The organism is Aureimonas flava (genome assembly GCF_003583935.1).
Taxonomy (GTDB): domain Bacteria; phylum Pseudomonadota; class Alphaproteobacteria; order Rhizobiales; family Rhizobiaceae; genus Aureimonas; species Aureimonas flava.
On record NZ_QYRN01000004.1, the window covers coordinates 343,396 to 367,263 of the forward strand.

Genomic DNA, 23,868 nt, shown 5'->3' on the forward strand with positions numbered 1-23,868 from the left:
GTGAAGCTTGCCGACGTTTTCCCAAAGCCTGGAGAAGTCCCTCCATCAGGCGCTCACCTTCGCCAACGAACGGCACCAGGAATTCGCGACGCTCGAGCACCTGCTCCTGGCATTGCTCGAGGATAAGGACGCCTCCGCCGTGATGCGGGGGTGCAGCGTCGACATCGACGTCCTGCGTTCGTCGCTGACGGAGTACATCGACACCGAACTCGCCAATCTCGTGACGGGCCACGACGAGGATTCCAAGCCGACCGCCGGGTTCCATCGGGTGATCCAGCGCGCGGTGATCCACGTCCAGTCGTCCGGCCGGGAGGAGGTCACGGGCGCCAACGTGCTCGTGGCCATCTTCGCCGAGCGCGAGAGCCATGCGGCCTTCTTCCTGCAGGAGCAGGAGATGACCCGCTACGACGCCGTGAACTTCATCTCCCATGGTATCTCGAAGCGTCCGGGCGCGTCCGAAGGCCGCACCGTTCGCGGGGCGGAGGACGAGCAGTCGGTCATGGGCAACGAGGAGGAAGGGCGCCGCAAGACCGCCCAGGACGCGCTGACGGCCTACTGCGTCAATCTCAACGAGAAGGCCAAGACCGGCCGGATCGACCCGCTGATCGGGCGCGCGAACGAGATCAATCGCACCATCCAGGTCCTGTGCCGGCGCTCCAAGAACAACCCGCTCTACGTGGGCGATCCCGGCGTGGGCAAGACCGCCATCGCGGAAGGTCTCGCCAAGCGGATCGTGGAAGGCGACGTGCCCGACGTCCTGGCCGACGCGACCATCTTCTCGCTCGACATGGGCACGCTCCTGGCCGGCACGCGGTATCGCGGCGACTTCGAGGAACGGCTGAAGCAGGTTGTGAAGGAGCTCGAGGAGTATCCCGGCGCGGTGCTTTTCATCGACGAGATCCATACGGTGATCGGCGCGGGCGCCACGTCCGGCGGCGCAATGGACGCGTCCAACCTCCTGAAGCCGGCGCTCTCGTCGGGCGCGATCCGCTGCATCGGCTCCACGACCTACAAGGAATATCGCCAGTTCTTCGAGAAGGACCGGGCGCTCGTCCGGCGCTTCCAGAAGATCGACGTGGCCGAGCCCACGATCGAGGACGCGATCGCGATCCTGAAGGGGCTGAAGCCGTATTTCGAGGACTTCCACCGGGTGAAGTTCTCCAACGACGCTATCAAGTCGGCGGTGGAGCTTTCCGCCCGCTACATCAACGACCGCAAGCTGCCCGACAAGGCGATCGACGTGATCGACGAGACGGGCGCCTCGCAGATGCTGCTGCCGGAGGCGAAGCGGAAGAAGAGCATCGGCGTGAAGGAGATCGAGGCGACCGTCGCCACGATGGCCCGCATCCCGCCGAAGTCCGTGTCGAAGGACGACGAGGAGGTGCTGTCGAACCTCTCGGAGCAGCTCAAGCGCGTGGTCTACGGCCAGAACGCGGCGATCGAGAGCCTGACTACCGCGATCAAGCTGGCGCGCGCCGGCCTTCGCGAACCGGAGAAGCCCATCGGCTCCTACCTGTTTTCGGGTCCGACCGGCGTCGGCAAGACCGAGGTCGCCAAGCAGCTCGCCTCCGCGCTCGGCATCGAGCTCCTGCGCTTCGACATGTCGGAGTACATGGAGCGGCACACGGTCTCGCGCCTGATCGGCGCGCCTCCGGGCTATGTCGGCTTCGACCAGGGCGGCCTCCTGACGGACGGCGTCGACCAGCATCCGCACTGCGTGCTGCTGCTGGACGAGATCGAGAAGGCGCATCCCGACCTGTTCAACATCCTCCTGCAGGTGATGGACCATGGGAAGCTGACCGATCACAACGGCAAGCGGATCGACTTCCGCAACGTGATCCTGATCATGACAACCAATGCCGGCGCATCCGAATCGCAGAAGGCGGCGATCGGGTTCGGCTCGACCAAGCGGACGGGCGACGACGTGGAGGCGATCAACCGCCTGTTCACGCCGGAGTTCCGCAACCGCCTCGATGCGATCATCCCCTTCGGCGCCCTGCCGACGCCGGTGATCCACGAGGTCGTGCAGAAGTTCGTCATGCAGCTCGAGGCGCAGCTCTCCGAGCGTGGCGTCACGTTCGACCTCGACCAGGAGGCGATCGCCTGGCTGGCCGACAAGGGCTACGACGAGCACATGGGCGCGCGTCCGCTCGGCCGCGTGATCCAGGAATACGTCAAGAAGCCGCTGGCCGACGAGGTGCTGTTCGGAAAGCTCAAGCGCGGCGGAACGGTCAAGGTCACGGTGGTGGACGGAGAGGACGGGCGGAAGCTGCACCTCGAGTCGATCCCCGAGGAAAGCTATGCCAAGCCGCGCAAGGCGGACGAGGCGCGCGGCAAGGTGCGTGTCGGCCCGGACGGCGAGGAGTTGGACGAGGGCGCCGCCGCCTTCGACGACGACGATGCGCCCGAGGACGACGAGCCGGAGCCGCAGCCGGCCAAGGAGCCGGCGTCCGCTCGCGACAAGGCGGAAAAGCGGGCAGGGGCCGTTCCGAAGGTTCCCAGGAAGCCCGCCGAATGATCTAGAAGGGGCCGCCCGCCAGGGCGGCCTTTTTCTTGCGGCGAATCACAGGCGGAACCGCGGACCCATGACCGATCAGACCGAGGCGGGACCCGATTCCGCCTCCCACTGGATACTCCTGGGGATGCGTCAGGTGTTCAGCGCCCCGGCGCTGATCCTCGTCGTCGCCCATCTCGGCTTTGCGGGCCTCGCGCGCGAGGCCGGCATCACCTGGGTCGAGGCCAGCTTCATGGTGGCGACGATCTGGGCGTTGCCCGCCAACCTCATCCTGCTCGGCGCGGTGACCGCCGGCCTGTCGCTGGCCGCCACCGCGCTGGCGGTCGCCCTGTCGTCGCTGCGGATGATGCCGATGGTGATCGCGCTGCTGCCCGATCTGAAAGGGCCGGAGACGCGCCGTTCGACGCTTCTCTTCCTGTCGCATTTCGTCGCCGTCACCGCGTGGGTGGTGGCTCTGGAGAAGCTGCCGAGCGTGCCGCGGCGGTACCGGACGCACTTCTTCGGGGGCTTCGCGATCTCGCTGACGGCGATCAACACCGCCGTCGTCGCCTTCGCCTTCAACCTGATGGGGCAACTCCCGGCGCTGGCGACCGGCGCCCTGGCCTTCTTCACCCCGGTCTACTTCCTGACGTCGCTCTTCGGTTCGGCGCGCGAGTTCTCCGGCCGGCTCGCGCTTCTCACGGGGCTTCTGGCGATCCCGGTGGCGAACTGGCTCACGCCGGGCTTCGACATTCTGGTGGCGGGCATCGTCGGCGGCGTAGCCGCCTTCCTGATCGGTCAGCTCAGGTCGAGCCGGGAGGCGGGGCGGTGACGGGCCTCGACTTCCACGGCATCGATGCCATCTGGTGGCCCTATCTCTTCATCCTGCTGGCGGGCTGGCTGCCGACCGACGTGTGGCGTTGGCTCGGCGTGTTCTCGGCCGGGCGGCTGAACGAGCGGTCGCCCGCCGTCGCCCTAGCGCGCACGATCGCGACCTCCCTCGTGGCGGCCGTGATCGGGCGGCTCGTGCTGCTGCCGGGCGAGTCGCTGGAGGCGATCCCCCTCGCGATCCGCATCGCGGCATTGGCGGTCGGGTTCGCGGCCTACTACTGGCTCGGGCGCAAGACCCTGATCGCGATCCTGTTCGCCGAGATCGTGCTTCTCGGCGTGCCCTGGGGGCTCGGCATCATCTGACGGGTCAGCCTAGCCGGGCGCGGATGGCCTCCGCGTGCTCGCGCAACTCGGCCGGGTCGGCCATGCCGCTCGCGTGGCGCTTCGGCTCGACGCCCGCGTAGCGCGGCACGACGTGGAAATGGAGGTGGAACACCGTCTGACCGGCAGCATCCTCGTTGAACTGGCTGACGACCACCCCGTCGGCGTCGAAGGCGGCCTTCGCCGCGCGAGCGAGGCGGGCGACGTGGGGCAGGGCCTTCGCAAGCACCGCGTCCTCGGCATCGAGGAGGTTGCGCGAGGGCGCCTTGGGCAGCAGCAGGCAGTGTCCCTTGCTCTGCGGCATCGCGTCCATGATGGCAACGAAGTCGTCCGTCTCGAACACCTTGGCGGAAGGGATCTCGCCGCGCAGGATCTTGGCGAAGATGTTGCCGTCGTCGTAGCCGGTCATTCTGAGGCCCCTCGTCGTCGTGGGTCGTCGGGACGTGACGGTCTAAACGGCCGGGCGCGTCTCGTCTACTCGGGGTCGCCCTTGCGGAAGGGGGTCGCTGCGGCGAGTTCGGGTTGCGCCAGGAGCACATGCCGGCGCTCGCGCTCAAGATAGTCCTCGATGGCCGATCGCAGACCGGAATGCGCGATGTCGTGGGCCGAATGGGTGATGACCGGCTCGTAGCCCCGCGCCAGCTTGTGCTCGCCCTGCGCCCCGGCCTCGACGATCGCGAGCCCGTGTTCGATCGCGTAGTCGATGGCCTGGTGGTAGCAGACCTCGAAATGCAGGAACGGGTGGTCCTCGACGCAGCCCCAGTAGCGGCCGAAGATCCGATCGCCGCCCACGAAATTCAACGCGCCCGCCACGTAGCGGCCCGCCCGGCGGGCCATCACCAGGACGATCGCCTCCGGCATGCGCTCGGCGATCAGGCGGAAGAAGGCGCGGTTCAGGTAGGGGCGGCCCCATTTGCGGCTGCCGGTGTCCATGTAGAACCCGAAGAAGGCGTCCCAGGCCTCCTCGCCGATCTCGGCCCCCGCGAGACGCTCGATCGAGATGCCGGCGGCGACCGCCTCGCGCCGCTCCTTGCGAAGGCCCTTGCGCTTGCGCGAGGCGAGCGTTTCCAGGAACTCGTCGTAGGTCGCATATCCACGGTTCACGAAATGGAACTGCTGGTCGGTGCGATGGAGGAAGCCTGCCTCGAGCATGGGCGCGAGATCCGCCTCTTCGAGGAAGGTCGCGTGCGCGGACGAGACGCCCGTCTGGCGGACATAGGCGGCGATCGCCGAGACCATGGCGCCGCGCCGGACATCGGCGCCCGGCCCGTTGCCGACCAGGAGGCGCGGTCCGGTCGCGGGGGTGAAGGGAACGCTGACCTGAAGCTTCGGATAGTAGCGTCCGCCGGCGCGCTCGAAGGCGTCCGCCCAGCCATGGTCGAAGACGTATTCCCCTTGGCTGTTCCCCTTGAGATAGGCGGGCACGGCGGCGAGCAGCCGTCCCTCGGCATCCTCGAGAAGAAGATGCTGCGGCAGCCATCCGGTACGCCCGCCCACGCAGCCCGCCTCCTCGAGCGAAGCGAGGAATGCGCGGCGGGTGAACGGATGGGGCAGGGCACCCGGTCGGGCTTGCGGGTCGGCCAGGACATCCCAGGCCGCCGGTTCGACCGCCGACAGGCTCTCCACCACCCGCACGGTGAAGTCCGCCCCGTCGTCGCCGGAAGGTTCACCGTTCATGCTGGCTGTCCTGCGCTGATGGATGCGGCGCCCTAGGGAACGAAGCCCTCGAACGTCATCTGGTCGGCATGGGTCGCGCTCTGCTCGACGTCGGAGGGCGTGCGGACGGTCCAACTGATCACCGGCGCGCGCCGCACGTCCCGCACCCACGTGACGAATGCGTTGGGAAGATGGTGGACGTTATAGGACACGAACGCGCAGCGTCTCTCGAAGACGACACGATGTCGCTCCAGCGCCTCCGGCCGGGTTCCCTCGGCGGTGAGTCCGATCGGCAGGTCGAGCCCGGCCTCACCCGCCTGGTCGAGCAGCCAGTGGTCGAACGACATCAGCGCGAGCGGGCCGCGATAGGCTGCCAGAACGGGCCCGGCATCGTCCATGAAACCCGCGTCCGCGGCTGCGTCGATGCCCTTGGCCTCGACCACGATCGGCACCCGGCCGTCCACGAGGTCGAGAAGCGCGGCAAGCGTGGGCGGCGCCTCGTCCGTGTCGAACAGCCGCAACCTCGAGACCTCGGCGGCCGTGAGGTCGTCGATCCGGCCGGAGACACCCGCTAGCCGGGCGAGGTTGTGGTCGTGGAAGACCACCGGAACGCCGTCGCGCGTGCGGTGGATGTCGCACTCGATCGCGAAGCCCCCTTCGATCGCGGCCCGGAAGGCCGCAAGGGAGTTTTCGGGGATGCCGCGCGCGCGATCGTGCAGCCCGCGATGAGCGATGGGGCGGGCGGTCAGCCAGCCAAGACCGGACGGAGCGTCGACCATGGCGTCAGCCGATCTCGAACAGGGCCTCGATCTCCACCGCGGCGTCGAGCGGCAGCGCCGGCACGCCCACGGCGGAGCGGGCATGCCGGCCGCGCTCGCCCAGGATCTCGGCCAGGAAGTCGGACGCTCCGTTGGCGACCTTGTGCTGCTCGGTGAAGCCCGGGGCGCTCGCGACGAAGACGGTGAGTTTCAGGAGGCGGCCGATCGTCTCGAGGTCGCCCAGCGCGGCCTTCGCCTGAGCGAGGATGTTGACCGCGCACAGGCGCGCCGCGCGCTGCCCGTCCTCGAGCGACACGCCGTCGCCCAACTTGCCCGTCACGGCGACCTTGCCCGCTTCCATCGGAAGCTGGCCCGAGGTCTGGAGCGTCGATCCGAAGCGCACGTAGGAGACGTAGTTCGCCGCGGGCGCGGCGGCGTCTGGCACTGTCACGCCGGCGGCGGCGAGACGGTCGGCGATCGATTCGGTCATGGTCCACTCCGGATGGGAATTTGCGCCGCACACGGCTATCAGGTTTTATCGGCCGGTTCGATCGTCGAACCCGACGCCTTCATGATGGGACGCACTCGCTTTGATGCAATACGGCTTGGCCTTGTCGGCGATGGCCCTCGCCCTCTCCGCGTCCCGCGACGCGCCCGCAGCGGACCTCCAGCCGCACGAGGCGGTCTACGATCTCGCGCTCGTGTCGCAGACAGCGGACTTCAACAGCGTGGACGGGCGGATCGCGCTGCAACTGAAGACTGACGCCTGCGCCGCCCTTTCGCTGGACTACCGCTTCGTCGCTCGGTTCCACGAGGACGACGAACTGACCGTGACCGACCAGCAGACGCTTTCCAAGGAAACGCGGGACGGAAAGCGCTACGAGTTCCGCACGCGCACCCTGGTGGACGGCACGGAGCAGAGCGTGGTCGAGGGCGTCGCGGTGAACGACGCCGAGGCGACCCACGTGCGGTTCGAGACGCCGGTGAAACGCGAAACCGAGCTTCCGTTGTCGGTCTTTCCGCTCGGCCACACGGCCAAGCTGATCGACCGCGCCCTGGCGGGCGACCGGATGGTGCAGGCCAAGCTCTTCGACGGCGACGACGACGCCGACAAGCTGCTGACCACGACGTCGCTGATCCTGCCGGCCAAGTCGGGGGAACGGCCGGCGGACGCCGGCATCGCCGGGCTGCTCGACGGCCTTCGGTCCTGGAACATCACCGAATCCTACTACAACAGCGACAGCGACGACGACGGGATGCCCGTCTTCGAGACCCGCTACCGGCTCTACGAGAACGGGGTGACCGACCGGCTGCGGCTGGATTTCGGCGAGTACACGCTAGAGGGCGGTCTGGCGCGGCTGAGCTACTACGGCCGGCCCACCGGCTGCCCCGCATCGCCCTAGGGCCGGGCGCGGGTCCGACTTGCCGGGGCAGCGCATATGGTGTATGCGCGCCGACATTCCACACACGGAAGTTGGGCATCGGGAGAGCCACGGTTCTCCCTTCCCTCCGGTGGCGGCCGCCGGCCGCTTCGTTCCGTGGAGGCATAACCGGTCAAGGAAAACGAACATGGCTCTGCCAGATTACTCCATGCGCCAGCTCCTCGAGGCGGGCGTCCACTTCGGCCACCAGACCCACCGCTGGAACCCGAAGATGTCGCCGTTCATCTTCGGCGCGCGCAACAACATCCACATCATCGACCTCGCGCAGACGGTGCCGATGCTGCACCGCGCGCTCCAGGCGGTGTCCGACACCGTTGCCAAGGGCGGCCGCGTGCTGTTCGTCGGCACCAAGCGCCAGGCTTCGGAGATCATCGCCGACGCCGCCAACCGCTCGGCCCAGTACTACGTGAACGCCCGCTGGCTCGGCGGCATGCTCACCAACTGGAAGACCATCTCCAACTCGATCCAGCGCCTGCGCAAGCTGGACGAGCTCCTGTCCGGCGAGGCCCAGGGCTTCACCAAGAAGGAGCGCCTCACCCTGCAGCGCGAGCGCGACAAGCTCGACCGCGCGCTCGGCGGCATCAAGGACATGGGCGGCGTGCCGGACATGATCTTCATCATCGACACCAACAAGGAGGCGATCGCCATCGACGAGGCCAAGCGTCTCGGCATCCCGGTCGTCGCCATCGTCGATTCGAACTGCGATCCTTCCCGCATCGACTTCCCGATCCCGGGCAACGACGACGCGGCCCGCGCGATCTCGCTCTATTGCGACCTCGTCGCCCGTTCGGCGGTGGACGGCATCGCCCGTCAGCAGGGCTCGATGGGCGTCGATCTCGGCGCCATGGAAGAGGCCCCGGTCGAGGAGGCCCTCGAGGAGGGTGAGCCCGCGTCCGAGGAGCAGGCCGCCTCGGCCGCCTGATCGCCAGACCCAACCATCGATGTGACGGCGTCACCGCGCCGTCACAAGACTGGCGCACTCCTTCCCGCAGAAGCCGTGCGCCGATTTTTTTGATAGAGGCCAATTCATGACGATCTCCGCTTCGATGGTGAAGGAACTGCGCGAAAAGACCGGCGCGGGCATGATGGACTGCAAGACCGCGCTCGCCGAGACCAACGGAGACATGGAAGCCGCGATCGACTGGCTGCGCGCCAAGGGCATCGCCAAGGCCGACAAGAAGTCGAGCCGCACGGCGGCCGAGGGTCTCGTCGGCGTGGCCAGCGGCGACAACGCCGCGGTGGTGGTCGAGCTCAACTCCGAGACCGACTTCGTGGCCCGCAACGACGCCTTCCAGGCTCTGGTCCGCAACGTGGCCCAGGCCGCGCTCGGCACCGACGGTTCGGTCGAGGCGGTCGGCTCCGCGACCCTGGCCGATTCCGGCAAGAGCGTGGTGGACACGGTCAAGGACGCGGTCGCCACGATCGGCGAGAACATGAACCTGCGTCGCTCGGCCAAGCTCACGGTCTCCAACGGCGTCGTCGCGACCTACATCCACAACCAGGTCACCGAGGGCCTCGGCAAGCTGGGCGTGCTGGTGGCGCTGGAGTCGACCGGCGACAAGGCCGCACTGACCACCTTCGGGCGCCAGGTCGCCATGCACGTCGCGGCGACCAACCCGCTGGCGCTGACCGAGAGCGAGGTCGACGCGGCCACCGCCGAGCGCGAGAAGGCGATCTTCTCGGAGCAGGCGCGCGAGTCGGGCAAGCCGGAAGCGATCGTCGAGAAGATGGTCGAGGGCCGCATGCGCAAGTTCTACGAGGAGGTCGTCCTCCTGAAGCAGAACTTCGTCATCAACCCCGACCTCACGGTCGAGAAGGCGCTGGAAGCGGCGGCCAAGGACTTCGGCGCGCCGGCCAAGATCGTCGGCTTCGTGCGCTTCGCGCTGGGCGAGGGCATCGAGCGCGAGCAGAGCGACTTCGCGGCGGAAGTCGCCGCGGCGGCCGGCAAGAAGTAAGCCGGGCCCTCGGGGCTCGTCTCACCCGTGGAACGTGGAAGGGCGTCCGCTTGAGAAGCGGGCGCCCTTCCTGTATCGCAAGCCGGCATCATCCGAAGGACAATCCATGACGATCCGTTTCGAGCGCGTTCTGCTGAAGGTTTCCGGTGAAGCGCTGATGGGCGGGCAGGGGTTCGGGATCGACGTCGCGGTGGCCGACCGCATCGCGGCCGACATCAAGGAAGCGCGCGAACTCGGCGTCGAGATTTCGGTGGTGATCGGCGGCGGCAACATCTTCCGAGGCGTCGCCGTGGCGTCCAAGGGTGGCGACCGCGTCACCGGCGACCACATGGGCATGCTGGCGACCGTGATCAACGCAATGGCGCTGCGCACTTCGCTCACCAAGCTCGGCGTGGACGCGATCGTGCTGTCGGCCATTGCCATGCCGGAGCTGTGCGAGAGCTTCTCGCAGCGCGCCGCCCTGGCGCATGCGAGCGCCGGCCGCGTCGTGATCTTCGCCGGCGGCACCGGTAATCCGTTCTTCACCACCGATTCCGCCGCCGCGCTGCGCGCCGCCGAGATGGGCGCGACCGCCCTGTTCAAGGGCACGCAGGTGGACGGCATCTACAGCGCCGACCCCAAGCTCGTGCCCGACGCCACGCGCTTCGACCGGCTGACGCACGGCGAGGTCCTGTCCCGCGGGCTCGCCGTGATGGACGTGACGGCTGTCGCGCTGGCGCGCGAGAACCATATCCCGATCGTCGTATTCTCCATCCACGAAAAGGGCGAGTTCGCCCGCATCCTGACCGGCGGCGGCCGCTCGACTATCGTTTCCGACTAATCGCCGCCCGCTCGCAGACCATCAGAAAGGAACCGCAATGGCCGCTCTCGACCTCAACGAACTGAAGCGCCGCATGGACGGGGCGATCACGTCGTTCAAGGGCGACCTCGCGGGCCTGCGCACGGGGCGCGCCTCGGCCAACCTCCTGGACCCGATCGTGGTGGAGGCCTACGGTTCGTCCATGCCGCTGACGCAGGTCGCCAACGTCTCCGTTCCCGAGCCGCGCATGGTTTCGGTGTCGGTCTGGGACAAGTCGATGGTCGGCGCGGTGGAGCGAGCGATCCGCGAGAGCAGCCTCGGCCTCAACCCGATCACGGACGGCACCACCCTGCGCATCCCGCTCCCCGAACTGAACGAGCAGCGCCGCAAGGAACTCGTGAAGGTCGCCCACACCTACGGCGAGAACGCGCGCGTCGCGGCCCGCCATGTTCGCCGCGACGGGATGGACACGCTCAAGAAGTCCGAGAAAGATGGCGACATCGGCCAGGACGAGAGCCGTGTGCTGGCCGAGAAGGTCCAGAAGATGACGGACGAGACGATCGCCGAGATCGACAAGGCGCTTTCCGTGAAGGAAGCCGAAATCATGCAGGTCTAGGCTGTCCGGAATCGGCGGCGGCGGATTCAGGACGGACGGGCGCGATGGAAGATCAGGTGCGGCATCCCAAGCATGTCGCCATCATCATGGACGGCAACGGACGCTGGGCGAAGGCTCGCGGCCTGCCGCGCACGATGGGCCATCGGCGGGGCGTCGAGGCCGTGCGCCAGGCCGTGCGCACGGCTCGCGAGCTCGGGATCGAGTATCTGACGCTGTTCGCCTTCTCGTCCGAGAACTGGAAGCGGCCGCAGGAGGAGGTTGGCGAGATCCTGCGCCTCCTGAAGTTCTTCATCCGCCGCGATCTCGCCGAGCTGCACCGCGAAGGCGTCCGCGTTCGGGTGATCGGCGAGCGCAACTCGCTTCCCGCCGATATTCGCCACCTCCTGGAGGAGGCGGAGGAGCTGACGGTCGACAACGACCGCAACACGCTCCTGGTCGCCTTCAACTACGGCGCACGCGACGAGATCGCACGCGCCATGCGGCGGATCGCGGAGAAGCTGGTGGCCGGGGAGACCACGGTCGACGCGGTGACGCCCGAGCTCCTCGACGCGCATCTCGACACGGCCGGGATCCCCGATCCCGACCTCATCATCCGCACCAGCGGCGAGCTGCGGCTGTCGAACTTCCTCCTCTGGCAGGCGGCCTATTCGGAGTTCGCCTTCCTGCCCTGCTACTGGCCGGACTTCGACGAGGCGATCTTCGCCGAGACGGTGCGCGAATACTCGCTGCGGGACAGGCGCTTCGGCGGTCTCTCGCACGAGATCGCGTCCTGACGCGATGGGGCTGGGCCTCGGACGTCTCGTCGCCAACGCGACCTGGACCGACCTGAAATCGCGGCTCGTCTCGGCGCTGATCCTCGGCATCGCGATCCTGCTCCTGACGTTCGCGGGCGGCGTGGCGTTCCGGCTTCTGTGCTGCGCGACCTGCGTCATCGTGTTCGACGAATGGATGCGGATGACGCGCGGCAAGCGCGCCGGCGACATCTACCTCTTCGCGCGAAGGGCGCTCTTCGTCAGCCTCTTCGCCTTCTTCTTCGGCTTCCACGTCGTGGCGGTGGCCGTGGTGCTTCTCTCGGTCGCGTTCATCGCGCTGGTGGACCGAGGCGAGCGCAAGGCCGACTGGGTGATGACCGGGCTTGCCTACGCGGCGGTCGCCGGCATCGCGCCGGGGCTGCTGCGCGAGGACGGCGCGGAGGGGCTGGCCGTTCTCGGCCTCATCATCTGCGTGGTCTGGGCGACCGATGTCTTCGCCTATTTCAGCGGCCGCATGATCGGCGGGCCGAAGCTCATGCCCCGGGTCTCGCCCAAGAAGACGATCGCCGGGGCGCTCGGCGGACTCGCGGCGGGCGTCGCGTTCGGCAGTTTCTACGCCTTCTGGCTCACCGGCTCGGTGGGCGCGCTCGTGATCGTCCTCAGCGTCATCCTGTCGGCGGTGGGGCAGGCGGGCGACCTCTACGAGTCCTGGGTCAAGCGGCGGTTCGGCGTCAAGGATTCGGGGCGCCTGATTCCCGGACACGGCGGCCTGATGGACCGGATCGACGCCCTGGTCTTCGCGTCCGGCGCGGCCTGGGTGTTCGGCATGCTGGTGGCGGGCGTCGAACATCCCGCAAGGGCCATATTCAACCTATAGAAGCCGTGCGCCGGAGGCAGCGTCATCCGGCGGGGCGATCTTACGGAAATTTGCATCCCCGGCGGTGAGCCGCTGTTCACCGCGTCCATGCAGGATGTTCGATAGTGCGGCCGGGCGCGACGAGGCGCCCCGAGACAGAAGCGTAGGTGGACGGAATGGGTCTCGAAGGCTGGTGGACGACGATCTGGGACACGGCCCTGATCCGCGTGGTGCCGTTTCTGTTCGTCCTTACCGTCATCGTCTTCTTCCACGAGCTGGGACACTATCTGGTCGGCCGCTGGTCCGGAATCCGCGTCCTGGCCTTCTCGGTGGGGTTCGGACCGGAGATCGTCGGCTTCACGGACCGGCACGGCACGCGCTGGAAGCTCTCGGCGATCCCGCTCGGCGGCTACGTGAAGTTCTTCGGCGACGAGAACGCCGCCAGCGTCCCCGACCACGCGGCGTTGGCGCGCATGAGCGAGCGGGAGAGGGGCGGGGCCTTCCATACCGCGGGCGTCGGACGCCGCGCCGCGACGGTGGCGGCCGGACCGATCGCCAACTTCATTCTGGCGATCGCCATCTTCGCGCTGACGGCCTTCTCCACCGGCATCGTGGTCGGCGACCCGGTGGTCTCGGAAGTGCGCCCCGGTTCGCCCGCCCAGACCGCCGGCCTTCAGCCGGGCGACCGCATCGTCAGCGCCGACGGCGACGCGATCGAATATTTCGGCGACCTGCAGCGCCATGTCTCGACGCGCGCGGGCGTGCCGGTCCAGCTCGGGATCGACCGGGCGGGGCAGCACCTATCGCTCACCGTGACCCCGCAGGAGCAGGCGCAGACCGACGGCTTCGGCAACGAGTACAAGACGGCCGTGATCGGCGTCGTCGCCAACGCGGAGCAGGGCGGTTTCCGCACGCGCGAGCTCGGCCCGCTGGAGGCGCTCAGCTACGGCGTGTCGCAGACCTGGTTCGTGACGCAGCAGACGGTGTCGTTCATCGGCGGGATCTTCGGGGGCTCGCAGTCGAGCGACCAGATCGGGGGGCCGATCCGCATCGCCCAGGTGTCGAGCCAGGTGGCGACCCTGGGAATCGCGCCGCTCCTGAACCTCGCGGCGCTCCTCTCGGTGTCCATCGGTCTCCTCAACCTTCTGCCGATCCCGATGCTCGACGGGGGTCATCTCCTGTTCTACGCGGCGGAGGCCGTGCGCGGACGGCCGCTCAGCGAGCGCATCCAGGAGGTCGGGTTCAGGATAGGCCTCGCGTTGGTGCTGATGCTTATGGTATTCGCATTCTGGAACGATCTCTCCAGCCTCGGCTGATCGGGATCAGGGGAAATTCGAGGGGGTTTGCGTTTCGTTAACCATAGCGGTGGCCGGCGTGGCGACCGTGCAACGGTTTCGTGATTCCTAAACGGAATCGGTCCAGTTTGGTTGAACGGCTCCGCAAAGCCGATAGAAACGCACGGGCATGCCGAGTCTTGCATGCGCGCCGTCGGCGGAATGAGAAAAGGTAATAGCCCTATGCAGGCTGGATCGAAGCTTCTGAACGCCCTGTCGGCGGCCGCTCTTTCGTCCACGGTTCTCGCAGCTTCGGTCATCACCATTGAGCTTGGGACCATGCCCCAGGCTTTCGCCGCCGTGGTCAACCGGATCGAAGTGCGCGGAAACCAGCGCGTCGACGCCGAAACGGTGCGCAACGTGACCCAGATCCGCGCCGGCCAGAACGTGTCCGATGCCGATGTCGACGCCGCCGTGACCCGCCTGTTCGGGACGGGGCTGTTCTCCGACGTTCGCGCGCGCCAGTCCGGCGGCGCGCTGATCATCGAGGTGGACGAGAACCAGATCGTCGGCGAGGTGATCTTCCAGGGCAACAACAAGATCAAGAACGAGCAGCTCGCCGCCTCGGTCCAGACCGCGACGCGCGAGCCGTACAACGCCTCGACCGCGCAGGCCGACGTCGACGCGATCCGCGCCGCCTACACCCGCATCGGCCGGTCCGACGCCGTGGTCTCGGTGCGCACCGTTCCGGCCGAGGGCAATCGCGTCAACGTCGTCTTCGATATCCAGGAAGGCGACCGTACGCGCATCGAGAGCATCAACTTCGTCGGCAACAACGCCTTCGGCGACGGCCGGCTGAAGGAGGTCATCTCGCTGCGCGAGTCGGGCCTCTTCAGCTTCCTCCAGCGCAACGACATCTACGACGAGGATCGCCTGCGCGCCGACGAGGAGGCGCTGCGCCGCTTCTACTTCAACCGCGGCTACGCGGACTTCCGCATCGTGTCCTCGGTGGCCGAGCTCGACGCCGCCAAGAACCAGTACTTCATCACCATCACGGTGGACGAGGGCGAGCGCTACGCCTACGGCAACATCAACATCGACTCCACCGTTCCGGGGATCGACGGCGAGACCCTGCGCGGTGAGCTGAAGACCAAGACCGGCGACGTCTACAGCGCCGAGCAGGTCGAGAACTCGCTGGTCGATCTGACCAACGCCGTGGCCAACCGGGGCTACGCCTTCGCGCAGGTCACCCCGCGCGGCGACCGTGACTTCGCCAACAACACCATCTCCATCGACTACGTGATCGACCAGGGCCCGCGGGCCTATGTCGAGCGTATCGAGGTGCGCGGCAACACCAAGACCCGCGACTACGTGATCCGTCGCGAGTTCGACGTGTCGGAAGGCGATGCGTTCAATCAGGTGCTGGTGCAGCGCGCCAAGAAGCGCCTCGAGGCGCTGCGCTTCTTCAAGACGGTCAACGTCTCCACGGCGCCCGGCAGCCAGCCCGACCGCGTCGTCGTCATCGTCCAGGTGGACGAGCAGTCCACCGGCGAGTTCTCGGTCGGCGGCGGCTACACGACGGGCGGCGAGAATTCCGGCCCGGTGGCCGAGGTGGGCATCACCGAGCGCAACTTCCTCGGTCGCGGCCAGTTCGTGAAGGTGTCGGCCGGCTTCGGCGAGGACACCCGCAGCTACAACCTCTCGTTCACCGAGCCCTACTTCCTGGGTCGCCGCCTCGCGGCCGGCTTCGACATCTACCGGACGGAGAATTCGTCCTCGACGGCCTACGACATCACGCGCACGGGTGGATCGCTGCGCCTAGCGGCGCCGATCACCGAGGATGTCACCGCCCAGATCGCCTACAACTACAAGGAAGAGACGTTCGGCGACGACCAGGGCGTCGTGGTGCGCGATGCACTCGGCAACCCGGTGGTCTCCAACGGCGCGTTCCAGTACGCGACCTGCGCCAACTCCGTGACGGCGCCGATCTACACCCTCTCGCCGATCATCAATCAGGCGATCTGCGACAGCCCGTACACGACCTCTTCGATCTCCTACGCGCTGACCTACAACACGTTGGACAGCCAGCAAGACCCGCGCGACGGTCTGTTCGCCCAGATCGGGCAGGAGGTCGCGGGCCTCGGCGGCGACGCCAACTTCGTGCGCACCACGGCGCGGGCGTCCTGGTTCAGCCTCCTGTCGGAGGAGTACGATCTGGTGGGCCAGCTCAGCGGTGGCGGCGGCAACGTCTCGTCGCTCGGCGACGACCTGCGCGTATTCGACAACTTCTTCAAGGGGCAGGACATCGTCCGCGGCTTCAAGTATCAGGGTCTCGGACCGCGCCAGAACGGCGTGGCGATCGGCGGCACGAACTACGTGAACGCCTCGGCCGAGGTGACCTTCCCGCTGCCGCTCGTGTCGCGCGACTTCGGCTTCCGCGGTGCGGCCTTCGCCGATGCCGGCTCGCTCTGGGGTCTCGACAACGTCGACAACCAGCTCGGCATCCAGGGCGAGGACTTCGCCCTGCGCGCCTCGGCGGGCGTCGGCCTGATCTGGGCTTCGCCGTTCGGTCCGCTGCGCGTCAACTACGCCGCGCCGCTGGCCAAGGAAGACTACGACCGCACGCAGGAATTCTCCTTCGGCTTCTCCTCGCGCTTCTGAGTCGCCGAGAGATCCGGCACGGATGGCCAGCACGCTCTTTCGGCTCGGCAGGGGCATGTCCCTTGCCGAGCTTTCCCGTATCTGCGACGCCTCCGTGGCTCCCGAGCATGCCGACCGGGTCGTGACCGGCATCGCATCGCTCGACCAGGCGGGGGACGACGACCTCAGCTTCTTCGACAATCCGCGCTACGAGGCGGGCCTGCGCGGCTCGCGCGCCGGCGCGGTGGTGGTCTCCGCCCGCCTCGCGCCGTCGGTGCCGCCCAGCATCGCGACCTTGATCGCGCGCAAGCCCGGCCTCGCGTTCGCGGCGGCGGGCCACGCCCTGTTCCCGGACGCGGTCGCGCCGAAGTCGGATTTCGACGGCACGGGCGTTTCATCCCAGGCGAGCATCCATCCAACGGCCCGGTTGGAGCCGGGCGTGACCGTGGAGCCCTTCGCCGTGATCGGCCCGGAGGTCGAGATCGGCTCGGGAACGGTGATCGGAAGCGGGGCGACGATCGGCGGGCGCTGCCGGATCGGGCGTGACTGCCGCATCGGCACGCAGGCGAGCGTCCAGCATGCGCTGGTCGGCAACCACGTGATCCTGCATCCGGGCGTTCGCGTGGGGCAGGACGGTTTCGGCTATGTCGCCGGCCCTCGAGGGTTGGTGAAACAGGTTCAGGTCGGCCGCGTGATCCTTCAGGATCATGTCGAGGTCGGGTCCAACTCGACGATCGATCGCGGCGCGGTTCGCGACACGGTGGTGGGCGAAGGGACCAAGATCGACAATCTGGTCCAGATCGCCCACAACGTGGTGATCGGCCGGCATTGCGTGATCGTCGGTCAGGTCGGCATCGCCGGCAGCGTCACGATCGGCAACGGCGTTTCGGTCGGTGGACAGACCGGCTTCAACGGCCATGTGACGGTCGGCGACGGCGCGCAGATCGCGGCCGTCAGTGTCGTCGCCACGGACGTTCCGGCCGGCGCGCGCTGGGGCGGCGTTCCGGCCCGGCCGATCAAGGATTGGTTGCGCGACATGGCGGCGCTTCGGGGCCAGCCCAAGGAAAAGCGGAAGACGGCGGGTAGAGATGACGGACACGACGACGCTTGAGAGCATCGATATTCTCGGCATCCTGAAGCTTCTGCCGCACCGCTACCCGTTCCTGATGGTGGACCGGATCGTGGACATCGACGGGGACCGGAAGGCGCGGGGCCTGAAGAACGTCACCGCGAACGAGCCGCACTTCCTCGGCCACTTCCCGGAGTATCCGGTGATGCCGGGCGTCCTCATCATCGAGGGCATGGCCCAGACGGCGGGCGCGATCTGCCAGAAGGCCACGGGCGGCGACGCAAACTCCATCGTCTATTTCATGACCATCGACGGGGCGAAGTTCCGCAAGCCTGTGGTGCCGGGCGACCTGCTCGAATACCACGTGGCCCAGACCAAGAAGCGCGGCAACATCTGGAAGTTCGACTGCCAGGCGATGGTGGAAGGCTCCAAGGTCGCCGAGGCGTCCATCAGCGCGATGCTGGTCGCCGGCGAAGCCAAGTGAGCGGCGCCTATCGGGTTCATCCGTCCTCCATCGTGGAGGATGGGGCGCAGATCGGCGAGGGTTGCGAGATCGGGCCGTTCTGCGTGATCGGCGCCAATGTCGTGCTCGGCGCGGGATCGCGGTTGAAATCGCATGTCGTCCTAGCCGGAAACACGGCAATTGGCGAGGGTGCGCGCATCCATCCGTTCGCCTCGGTTGGCAACGAGCCGCAGCATCTCAAGTACGCGGGCGAGGACACGCGGCTCGTGATCGGCCGGAACTGCCTGATCCGCGAGCATGTCACCATGAATCCGGGGACGGTGCAGGGCCGGTCCGAGACCACCGTCGGCGACAATTGCGCCTTCTTCACCGGCTCGCACGTCGCGCACGATTGCGTGCTCGGCGACAACGTCACGCTCATCAACAATGTGATGCTGGCCGGCCATTGCGTGGTGGGCGAATTCGCGACGATCGCGGGCGGATCGGGCATTCACCAGTTCACCCGGATCGGCCACCACGCCTATGTCGGCGGCCTCGCGGCCGTGGAAGGCGACGTGATTCCCTTCGGCATGGTTCTCGGCAATCGTGCCTACCTCAGCGGCCTCAACGTGATCGGCATGAAGCGGGCCGGCTTCAACCGCGATGCCATCCGCAACGTGCGGAAGGCCTATCGCATGCTGTTCTCGGACGACCTGACTTTCCGGGAGAACCTGGACGAGGTCGAGTCGGAGTATCCGGAGGATCCGCTTGTGCAGGACCTCCTCGGCTTCATCCGGGCGGGCGGCGATCGTGCGATCTGCTTCCCGCGCAGCACACGGCCCGCTTGAGCCGGGCGGACACGGAGCGGACGGGCGAGGCCCTCGGCATCATCGCGGGGGGCGGTGTCCTGCCTCGGCTCGTCGCGGAAGCCGCGCGCGCCGACGGGCAGTTGCCCTTCGTGGTCGCCATCGCGGACGGCATCCGATCGGATTGGACCCCTTACGAATCGGTGAAGCTGCCGTGGTCGCGCACCGGCGACGTGTTCCCGATTCTCGCACGCCGCGGCATCCGGCGCGTGGTGTTCTGCGGAACCATCTCGGTGCGCCCCGACTATCGGTCGATGATTCCGAGCCCTCGGACGCTGATGATGCTTCCCGAAATCCTGCGCATGGTGCGCGGTGGCGACGACAGCCTGCTGCGTGCCGTGGCCGGCGTCTTCGAGCGGCGCGGGATCGGGGTCGTGGCCGTGCATTCCGTCCTGCACGACGTGCTGACCCCAGCGGGGAGCCTCACCAGGCGCGCGCCGGACAAGCGCGACGACTTGGCCCTGCGTCGCGCCGCCCATGCCGCCGGCGAGATCGGCCGCCTGGACGTAGGGCAGGCCGTGGTGGCTTCGCCCGACCGCGTCATCGCGCTGGAGGGGATCGAGGGAACGCAGGCCATGCTGGAGCGCGTCGGTGCTTTGCGAGCGGCGGGGCGCATCGGCCGAAGCGAGCCCTGCGTGCTGTTCAAGGCCTTCAAGCCACAGCAGGACGAACGTTTCGATCTTCCGAGCATCGGCCGGGAGACGATCCGTCAGGCGAACGCGGCCGGCCTGCGAGGCATCGGTCTCAGTGCGGGGCGCTCGTTGATCCTCGAGGCGGGCGCGGTCGTGGAGGAGGCCGACGCAGCCGGGATGTTCGTGATCGGCACGTCGAAAACGGCGGAGGCGGAGGCCCCATGAAGGTCGCCTTCGTCCTCGGCGAGGAATCGGCGGACCGGATCGGGGCCGATCTCCTGCGGCATCTCGTGGCGCTGTCGCCCGAGCCCGTGGAGGCGATCGGCCTCGGCGGCGCGGCGATGCGCGAGGAGGGGCTCCCCTCGCTCTTCGACATCGAGGAGCTGTCGATCATCGGCGTCGGCGCCATCGTCGCGCGGCTGCCGAAACTCGTGGGGCGGCTGAACCAGACCGTCGCGTTCCTGCGCTCCGAGCGGCCGGACCTCGTCGTCACGATCGACAGCTTCACCTTCACCAACCGCGTGGCGGCTCGGCTCCGGCCCGCGCTGCCAGACGCCGTCTTCGTCAACATCGTCCCGCCCGCGATCTGGGCCTATCGGCCGGAACGGGCGAAGAAGCTCGAGGCCGCGGTCGACCGCACACTTTGCCTGTTTCCCTTCGAGCCTGAGGCTTTTGAGCGGCACGGTGGCCCGCCGGCCACCTATATCGGCCATCCGATCATGTCGGACCCGCGTCTTGCCACGATCCTCGCGCGCGACAGCGCACACGGAATGCGGCGCCCGTCGGAGACGCCGACGCTCTTGATCCTTCCGGGGTCGCGGCGCGGCGAGATCGGCCGCCTGATGGACGACTTCGGCCGGACCTTCGCCGAACTCTCTGCGCGCCTGCCGGGCGTGCGCGGCGTCCTGCCCGCCGTCGCCCGCGTGCGTCCGCTGATCGAGGAGAAGCTGGCGACGTGGGCGGTGCGGCCGGAGGTGGTGGAGGGCGACGACGCGAAATGGCGGGCGTTTGCCGAATCCGACGCGGCGCTCGCGGCCTCGGGTACGGTCGCGCTCGAACTGTCGCTGGCCGCGATGCCCATGGCGCTGGCCTACCGGCTCGACCCACTGTCCTACCAGTTGCGGCATCTGATGACGGGGTGGACGGCGGCGCTGCCGAACTTCATCGCCGGTCATCCGCTGGTGCCGGAACACTTCCACGACATGATCCAGCCCGAGCATCTTGCGCGGCGACTGGAGCGCCTGATGACGGACACGCCGGAGCGTGCGGCGCAGATGCGCGGGTTCGACACGATCCGCGATCGGATGACGGTGCCCGAACCGCCTGGCGCGGCGGCCGCGCGGATCCTTCTCGACCTCCATGCCCGAAAGAAAACGGGCGCCGTAGCGCCCGCCTGATCCTCTCGCGTGGTCGTGCGGCTCAGCCGCGCGCCTCGACCGGAGCGTAGTCGCGCTGCGCCGCGCCCGTATAAAGCTGGCGCGGACGGCCGATACGCTGGTGCGGATCCTCGATCATCTCCTTCCACTGCGCGATCCAGCCCACGGTGCGGGCGACCGCGAACAGCACCGTGAACATCTCGGTGGGGAAGCCGAGCGCCTTCAGCGTGATGCCGGAGTAGAAGTCGACGTTCGGATAGAGCTTCTTCTCGATGAAGTACGGATCGTGCAGCGCGATCTGCTCGAGCTCCATCGCCACTTCGAGCAGCGGATCGTCCTTGATGCCGAGCTCGTTCAGCACCTCGTGGCAGGTCTGCTGCATGATCTTGGCGCGCGGGTCGTAGTTCTTGTAGACCCGGTGGCCGAATCCCATGAGGCGGAACGGGTCGTTCTTGTCCTTCGCGCGGGCGATGAACTCGGGAATCCGCTCCTTGCTGCCGATCTCGGCCAGCATGTTGAGCGCCGCCTCGTTGGCGCCGCCGTGGGCCGGCCCCCAGAGGCAGGCGATGCCCGCCGCGATGCAGGCGAAGGGGTTGGCGCCCGAGGAGCCCGCCAGGCGGACGGTCGAGGTCGAGGCGTTCTGCTCGTGATCCGCGTGCAGGGTGAAGATCCGATCCATCGCTCGGGCGAGAACCGGGTTGATCTGGTACGGCTCGCAGGGAACCGCGAAGCACATGTGCAGGAAGTTTTCCGCGTAGGAGAGGTCGTTGCGCGGATAAACGAACGGCTGGCCGATGTGGTACTTGTAGGCCATGGCCGCCAGCGTCGGCGTCTTGGCGATCATGCGGATCGACGCGACCATGCGCTGGTGCGGATCGGCGATGTCGGTGGAGTCGTGGTAGAAGGCCGACAGCGCGCCCACCGAGCCGACCATCACGGCCATCGGATGCGCGTCGCGGCGGAAGCCCGTGTAGAAGCGGGACATCTGCTCGTGCACCATGGTGTGGCGCGTCACCCGGTAGGAGAAGTCGCTCATCTCGTTCGCGGTCGGCAATTCGCCGTAGAGCAGGAGATAGCAGGTCTCCAGGAAGTTGCCCTTCTCGGCGAGCTGATCGATCGGGTAGCCGCGATGCAGGAGGACGCCCTCGTCGCCGTCGATGAAGGTGATCTTCGATTCGCAGGACGCGGTCGAGGTGAAGCCGGGGTCGTAGGTGAACAGCCCGGTGTCCTTGTAGAGCGCCGCAATGTCGACGACATCGGGACCGATCGTCCCTTGGCGCAGCTTCAGCTCGGTTTCCTTCGCGCCTAAGGACAGTTTCGCCGAATCGGTCATGCGTTACCCCTTCTGAAAGACCGCGCAGGCTGGGCCCGACGGGAGCTTGCCGGCCCGGAACGCGCGGAGGCGCAACCCGGGCCATTGGTGAGCGGAATATTGCACCGCACTCTATTAAGCGCCAGTGCAGAGCGTTGGTTCATGCGGCCTGTTCGCGCAGTCTGGCCAATGTTTCATCACGCCCGAGAACGTCCAGAACGTCGAAGACGCCGGGCGACGTGGTCTTGCCCGTGAGCGCGGCGCGCAAGGGTTGAGCAGCCTTGCCGAGTTTCAGGCCCTGCTGCTCGGCGTAGTCTCGCACCGCGGCTTCGACGCTGGCCGCGTTCCAATCGGCGACCTGCTCCAGGACGGGCAGGAGACCGGACACGACCTCGCGTCCACCACCGGCCAGGATTTCCTCGGCCTTCGGCTCGATGGCCAGCGGGCGGGCGGCGAACAGGTAGGCCGAGCTCTCGGCAAGTTCCACCAGCGTCTTCGCGCGTTCCTTGAGGCCAGGCATCGCCCGCAGCAGGCGGTCGCGCACCACTTCGTCCGGTTCGGACCGCAGGATGGCGCCGTTCGGCAGATGCTCGCGCACGGACATCAGCATGTCCACGAGCTCCGCGTCGCCGCTGGCGCGGATCCAGTGGCCGTTCACCGCGTCGAGCTTGGCGAAGTCGAAGCGCGCCGCCCCCCGGTTCACGTCGTCGATGTCGAACCAGGCGATCATCTCCTCCGGCGAGATGATCTCGTCGTCGCCGTGGCTCCAGCCGAGGCGCACGAGATAGTTCTTCAGGCCGACGGGAAGGTAGCCCATCTCGCGATACGCCTCGACGCCCAGCGCGCCGTGCCGCTTCGACAGCTTGGCCCCGTCCGCGCCGTGAATGAGCGGGATGTGCGCGAAAACCGGCACGTCCCAGTCCATCGCACGGTAGATCAGCGTCTGGCGGCCGGCATTGGTCAGGTGGTCGTCGCCGCGGATGATGTGCGTGACGCCCATGTCGTGGTCGTCCACGACGACGGCGTGCATGTAGGTCGGCGTTCCGTCCGAGCGCAGCAGGATGAAGTCGTCCAGGTCCTTGTTGGGGAAGCGGACCTCGCCCTGTACGCGGTCCTGCACCACGGTCTCGCCGTCGAGCGGCGCCTTGATGCGGATCACGGGCTTGACCCCCGCCGGTGCCTCCGACGGATCGCGATCGCGCCAACGGCCGTCGTAGCGCGGCGGCCGCTTCTCCGCCTTCGCCTTCTCGCGCATCTCGTCGAGCTCGGCGGGCGAGGCGTAGCAATAGTACGCCTTGCCGGCGGCCACGAGGGCTTCGGCGACCTCGCGGTGGCGCGCGGCGCGGGCGAACTGGGACACCGGCGGCTCGTCCGCATCGAGGCCGAGCCAATGCAGCCCCTCGATGATCGCCGAGACGGCAGCCTCGGTGGAACGCTCGCGGTCGGTGTCCTCGATGCGTAGCAGCATCTTGCCGCCCATCCGCCGCGCGTAGAGCCAATTGAAGAGCGCCGTGCGCGCGCCGCCAATGTGAAGATAGCCCGTCGGCGACGGTGCGAACCGGGTTACCACGCGGTCGGTCATCCAAGATCCTCGAAGGTGGGGCGTCTCGGCCCGGGGCCGGGCGGCGGTGGTCCGCGAAAGCCTGTGCGAACCCGGCGAGACGATGCCTGTCTTTTTCGAGCCGTGGTGTAGCATAGAGGACAGGGGAGACAAGCG

At 67.7% G+C, this 23,868-nt stretch carries 23 protein-coding genes; 17 read left to right on the forward strand and 6 right to left on the reverse strand.

The window, feature by feature from the left end; all coding sequences use genetic code 11:
• The first annotated feature begins 7 nt into the window (after positions 1 to 7).
• The 3 genes from clpA to D3218_RS09450 all read left to right on the forward strand — a co-directional run bounded on the left by clpA (position 8) and on the right by D3218_RS09450 (position 3,688).
• Positions 8 to 2,518: an ATP-dependent Clp protease ATP-binding subunit ClpA gene (gene clpA, locus D3218_RS09440; protein ID WP_119539781.1), complete on the forward strand. Its 2,511-nt coding sequence runs from the start codon at positions 8 to 10 to the stop codon at positions 2,516 to 2,518.
• A gap of 67 nt (positions 2,519 to 2,585) precedes the next feature.
• The gene (locus tag D3218_RS09445; protein WP_119539783.1) at positions 2,586 to 3,326 is read left to right on the forward strand and encodes an AzlC family ABC transporter permease; all 741 of its coding nucleotides are present in this window, start codon (positions 2,586 to 2,588) and stop codon (positions 3,324 to 3,326) included.
• Complete coding sequence (locus D3218_RS09450) at positions 3,323 to 3,688, forward strand: AzlD domain-containing protein (RefSeq protein WP_119539785.1); 366 nt, start codon at positions 3,323 to 3,325, stop codon at positions 3,686 to 3,688. Before D3218_RS09445 ends, D3218_RS09450 begins: the two co-directional genes overlap by 4 nt.
• 4 nt (positions 3,689 to 3,692) lie before the next feature.
• Here D3218_RS09450 and D3218_RS09455 read toward each other — a convergent pair whose 3' ends face one another.
• The 4 genes from D3218_RS09455 to D3218_RS09470 form a co-directional block, all read right to left on the reverse strand.
• Complete coding sequence (locus D3218_RS09455; RefSeq protein WP_119539787.1) at positions 3,693 to 4,115, reverse strand: HIT family protein; 423 nt, start codon at positions 4,113 to 4,115, stop codon at positions 3,693 to 3,695.
• 65 nt (positions 4,116 to 4,180) lie between these two features.
• Positions 4,181 to 5,383, reverse strand: coding sequence for a GNAT family N-acetyltransferase (locus tag D3218_RS09460; RefSeq protein WP_119539788.1), 1,203 nt, complete (start codon positions 5,381 to 5,383; stop codon positions 4,181 to 4,183).
• A 32-nt stretch (positions 5,384 to 5,415) separates the two neighbouring features.
• A complete protein-coding gene (locus D3218_RS09465; protein ID WP_119539790.1) occupies positions 5,416 to 6,141 on the reverse strand; it encodes a glycerophosphodiester phosphodiesterase family protein in 726 nt (241 codons plus the stop codon).
• 4 nt (positions 6,142 to 6,145) lie between these two features.
• On the reverse strand, positions 6,146 to 6,610 hold the full coding sequence (locus tag D3218_RS09470; RefSeq protein WP_119539791.1) for a RidA family protein: 465 nt from the start codon (positions 6,608 to 6,610) through the stop codon (positions 6,146 to 6,148).
• Positions 6,611 to 6,713: 103 nt separating this feature from the next.
• Here D3218_RS09470 and D3218_RS09475 point away from each other — a divergent pair, with 103 nt between their 5' ends.
• The 14 genes from D3218_RS09475 to D3218_RS09540 all read left to right on the forward strand — a co-directional run bounded on the left by D3218_RS09475 (position 6,714) and on the right by D3218_RS09540 (position 20,860).
• The gene (locus tag D3218_RS09475; RefSeq protein ID WP_119539793.1) at positions 6,714 to 7,523 is read left to right on the forward strand and encodes an EipB family protein; all 810 of its coding nucleotides are present in this window, start codon (positions 6,714 to 6,716) and stop codon (positions 7,521 to 7,523) included.
• A gap of 166 nt (positions 7,524 to 7,689) precedes the next feature.
• Positions 7,690 to 8,484, forward strand: coding sequence for a 30S ribosomal protein S2 (gene rpsB, locus D3218_RS09480; RefSeq protein ID WP_119539795.1), 795 nt, complete (start codon positions 7,690 to 7,692; stop codon positions 8,482 to 8,484).
• A gap of 106 nt (positions 8,485 to 8,590) precedes the next feature.
• Complete coding sequence (gene tsf / locus D3218_RS09485) at positions 8,591 to 9,517, forward strand: translation elongation factor Ts (protein WP_119539796.1); 927 nt, start codon at positions 8,591 to 8,593, stop codon at positions 9,515 to 9,517.
• 106 nt (positions 9,518 to 9,623) lie between these two features.
• Complete coding sequence (gene pyrH, locus D3218_RS09490) at positions 9,624 to 10,337, forward strand: UMP kinase (RefSeq protein WP_119539798.1); 714 nt, start codon at positions 9,624 to 9,626, stop codon at positions 10,335 to 10,337.
• Between the two features lie 37 nt (positions 10,338 to 10,374).
• Positions 10,375 to 10,932 (forward strand): ribosome recycling factor, encoded by a 558-nt coding sequence (frr, locus tag D3218_RS09495; RefSeq protein WP_119539800.1) that lies wholly within the window; start codon positions 10,375 to 10,377, stop codon positions 10,930 to 10,932.
• A gap of 44 nt (positions 10,933 to 10,976) precedes the next feature.
• Complete coding sequence (locus tag D3218_RS09500) at positions 10,977 to 11,705, forward strand: isoprenyl transferase (RefSeq protein ID WP_119539802.1); 729 nt, start codon at positions 10,977 to 10,979, stop codon at positions 11,703 to 11,705.
• A gap of 4 nt (positions 11,706 to 11,709) precedes the next feature.
• Positions 11,710 to 12,561, forward strand: a complete 852-nt coding sequence (locus D3218_RS09505; RefSeq protein ID WP_119539803.1) for a phosphatidate cytidylyltransferase — start codon at positions 11,710 to 11,712, stop codon at positions 12,559 to 12,561.
• A 155-nt stretch (positions 12,562 to 12,716) separates the two neighbouring features.
• A complete protein-coding gene (rseP, locus tag D3218_RS09510) occupies positions 12,717 to 13,856 on the forward strand; it encodes an RIP metalloprotease RseP (protein WP_119539805.1) in 1,140 nt (379 codons plus the stop codon).
• A 201-nt stretch (positions 13,857 to 14,057) separates the two neighbouring features.
• Positions 14,058 to 16,475, forward strand: coding sequence for an outer membrane protein assembly factor BamA (gene bamA, locus D3218_RS09515; RefSeq protein WP_119539807.1), 2,418 nt, complete (start codon positions 14,058 to 14,060; stop codon positions 16,473 to 16,475).
• 22 nt (positions 16,476 to 16,497) lie between these two features.
• On the forward strand, positions 16,498 to 17,565 hold the full coding sequence (gene lpxD / locus D3218_RS09520; RefSeq protein ID WP_119539809.1) for a UDP-3-O-(3-hydroxymyristoyl)glucosamine N-acyltransferase: 1,068 nt from the start codon (positions 16,498 to 16,500) through the stop codon (positions 17,563 to 17,565).
• Entirely contained in the window at positions 17,543 to 18,007 is a 465-nt protein-coding gene (fabZ, locus tag D3218_RS09525; protein WP_119539811.1) for a 3-hydroxyacyl-ACP dehydratase FabZ, read from the forward strand. Before lpxD ends, fabZ begins: the two co-directional genes overlap by 23 nt.
• Complete coding sequence (gene lpxA, locus D3218_RS09530) at positions 18,004 to 18,813, forward strand: acyl-ACP--UDP-N-acetylglucosamine O-acyltransferase (protein ID WP_119539813.1); 810 nt, start codon at positions 18,004 to 18,006, stop codon at positions 18,811 to 18,813. Before fabZ ends, lpxA begins: the two co-directional genes overlap by 4 nt.
• Positions 18,810 to 19,688, forward strand: coding sequence for an LpxI family protein (locus D3218_RS09535; protein WP_119539815.1), 879 nt, complete (start codon positions 18,810 to 18,812; stop codon positions 19,686 to 19,688). Before lpxA ends, D3218_RS09535 begins: the two co-directional genes overlap by 4 nt.
• On the forward strand, positions 19,685 to 20,860 hold the full coding sequence (locus D3218_RS09540; protein WP_119539816.1) for a lipid-A-disaccharide synthase: 1,176 nt from the start codon (positions 19,685 to 19,687) through the stop codon (positions 20,858 to 20,860). Before D3218_RS09535 ends, D3218_RS09540 begins: the two co-directional genes overlap by 4 nt.
• Before the next feature lie 22 nt (positions 20,861 to 20,882).
• Here the strand turns inward: D3218_RS09540 and gltA are convergent, their stop codons facing one another.
• Entirely contained in the window at positions 20,883 to 22,172 is a 1,290-nt protein-coding gene (gltA, locus tag D3218_RS09545; RefSeq protein ID WP_119539818.1) for a citrate synthase, read from the reverse strand.
• A gap of 139 nt (positions 22,173 to 22,311) precedes the next feature.
• Positions 22,312 to 23,733 (reverse strand): glutamate--tRNA ligase, encoded by a 1,422-nt coding sequence (gene gltX / locus D3218_RS09550; RefSeq protein ID WP_119539820.1) that lies wholly within the window; start codon positions 23,731 to 23,733, stop codon positions 22,312 to 22,314.
• Between the last annotated feature and the right edge of the window lie 135 nt (positions 23,734 to 23,868).

Excerpts from the sequence above, each read along its gene's own strand:
- pyrH (WP_119539798.1), top strand. The coding sequence starts at position 9,624 with ATGACGATCCGTTTCGAGCGCGTTCTGCTGAAGGTTTCCGGTGAAGCG.
- fabZ (WP_119539811.1), top strand. The coding sequence starts at position 17,543 with ATGACGGACACGACGACGCTTGAGAGCATCGATATTCTCGGCATCCTG.
- rseP (WP_119539805.1), top strand. The coding sequence starts at position 12,717 with ATGGGTCTCGAAGGCTGGTGGACGACGATCTGGGACACGGCCCTGATC.
- D3218_RS09460 (WP_119539788.1), bottom strand. The coding sequence starts at position 5,383 with ATGAACGGTGAACCTTCCGGCGACGACGGGGCGGACTTCACCGTGCGG.
- D3218_RS09540 (WP_119539816.1), top strand. The coding sequence starts at position 19,685 with ATGAAGGTCGCCTTCGTCCTCGGCGAGGAATCGGCGGACCGGATCGGG.
- gltA (WP_119539818.1), bottom strand. The coding sequence starts at position 22,172 with ATGACCGATTCGGCGAAACTGTCCTTAGGCGCGAAGGAAACCGAGCTG.
- D3218_RS09500 (WP_119539802.1), top strand. The coding sequence starts at position 10,977 with ATGGAAGATCAGGTGCGGCATCCCAAGCATGTCGCCATCATCATGGAC.
- lpxD (WP_119539809.1), top strand. The coding sequence starts at position 16,498 with ATGGCCAGCACGCTCTTTCGGCTCGGCAGGGGCATGTCCCTTGCCGAG.
- D3218_RS09470 (WP_119539791.1), bottom strand. The coding sequence starts at position 6,610 with ATGACCGAATCGATCGCCGACCGTCTCGCCGCCGCCGGCGTGACAGTG.
- D3218_RS09475 (WP_119539793.1), top strand. The coding sequence starts at position 6,714 with ATGCAATACGGCTTGGCCTTGTCGGCGATGGCCCTCGCCCTCTCCGCG.
- tsf (WP_119539796.1), top strand. The coding sequence starts at position 8,591 with ATGACGATCTCCGCTTCGATGGTGAAGGAACTGCGCGAAAAGACCGGC.
- D3218_RS09465 (WP_119539790.1), bottom strand. The coding sequence starts at position 6,141 with ATGGTCGACGCTCCGTCCGGTCTTGGCTGGCTGACCGCCCGCCCCATC.
- D3218_RS09445 (WP_119539783.1), top strand. The coding sequence starts at position 2,586 with ATGACCGATCAGACCGAGGCGGGACCCGATTCCGCCTCCCACTGGATA.
- D3218_RS09505 (WP_119539803.1), top strand. The coding sequence starts at position 11,710 with ATGGGGCTGGGCCTCGGACGTCTCGTCGCCAACGCGACCTGGACCGAC.
- D3218_RS09455 (WP_119539787.1), bottom strand. The coding sequence starts at position 4,115 with ATGACCGGCTACGACGACGGCAACATCTTCGCCAAGATCCTGCGCGGC.
- gltX (WP_119539820.1), bottom strand. The coding sequence starts at position 23,733 with ATGACCGACCGCGTGGTAACCCGGTTCGCACCGTCGCCGACGGGCTAT.
- bamA (WP_119539807.1), top strand. The coding sequence starts at position 14,058 with ATGCAGGCTGGATCGAAGCTTCTGAACGCCCTGTCGGCGGCCGCTCTT.
- frr (WP_119539800.1), top strand. The coding sequence starts at position 10,375 with ATGGCCGCTCTCGACCTCAACGAACTGAAGCGCCGCATGGACGGGGCG.
- rpsB (WP_119539795.1), top strand. The coding sequence starts at position 7,690 with ATGGCTCTGCCAGATTACTCCATGCGCCAGCTCCTCGAGGCGGGCGTC.